The 1089-nt window shown below is 35.0% G+C and carries 2 protein-coding genes; both read right to left on the reverse strand.

Annotated features, from left to right (window positions below; all coding sequences use genetic code 11):
- Nucleotides 1-653 (reverse strand): type IX secretion system membrane protein PorP/SprF (locus tag KLA_RS17255; protein WP_034647444.1); only part of this gene is annotated, 653 nt, incomplete at its 3' end.
- A gap of 37 nt (nucleotides 654-690) precedes the next feature.
- Nucleotides 691-1089, reverse strand: a 399-nt coding sequence (locus tag KLA_RS17260; RefSeq protein WP_034647445.1) for a gliding motility-associated C-terminal domain-containing protein, incomplete at its 5' end; no start/stop codon positions are given.

Consider the following 1089-nt stretch of genomic DNA (forward strand, 5'->3'; position numbering starts at 1 on the left):
TTAAGTTTTAAATCTCTGTTAAGTTCAAAAACATAGCCTGTAATTAAATACAAGTTCATACGTTCTACGGCAAGAAAAGAACTGTTTTGTCCTTGAGAATCATCAAAGTGTTTTGTTTCTAAAAAGTTAGGGACAGAAAAACCAGCGTAGAATTTATCAGTATGGTAATAGATACCAGCGCCAAAGTTAGGGGAGAATTTTTTCTCGATATCATCATATCCTGCCGGAGTAGACTCTTGTCTGTAATTGGCCAGTTTAGAAAAATCTAGATTTAAAAAATGTCCCCCAGCTTTAAGTCCAAAGGATAGTTTTCCTTGTTCACTAGTAGGAACTGTATAAGAAAAAGCAGCATCTATATAGGTATCTTGATTTGTTCCGTTACCAATTTCATCGTGGACTACAGAAAGTCCAAGCCCAACTCTTCTAGAAACAGGAGTGTTAAAGTTAAGCGTTTGTGTTGTAGGTGCACCATCTAGGCCTACCCATTGAGATCTGTGCAAAGCAGCAATACTAAATACACCTCTAGAACCAGCATAAGCAGGGTTAATGGCAATGGTGTTATACATATATTGAGTGTATTGTGCATCTTGCTGAGCAGAAATGTTCTGCAGGGCAAGAAGGACAAAAACAATACTTAGAAGTAATTTTTTCATAATTTATGATTTATGCGTTTAATGGTTGTGTTTAAAGTTATCTATTTAGATATAAATATCCGGCTTTAGATTTATTTTGACCGTTATTATTGTAATTAATAATGTAGTAGTAAACACCAGCAGGAAGTTCTTCATTTTTATTAATAACAACTCTACCGTTAGATATTCCTTTAAAAACATTAGAACCACGATCATATCCTTTAGTTTCAAAAACAATTACGCCCCATCTGTTGTAGATTTGTACGGTATTGTTAGGGAACTGTTCAATATTAATAATTCTAAAGTATCCATCATCTACACCAGGCCCCACAAGGTCGTTGTAAATAGAGATGTCACAAGCAGAACCAGTTGGAGGTGTACCACCAATATTATCACAAGGATCAAGAGGATCAGTTTCATCATCTACTTCTTTACCATCAAGAATTAAATCACCATC

The sequence above is a fragment of the Cellulophaga geojensis KL-A genome, assembly GCF_000568425.1.
GTDB lineage: Bacteria > Bacteroidota > Bacteroidia > Flavobacteriales > Flavobacteriaceae > Cellulophaga > Cellulophaga lytica.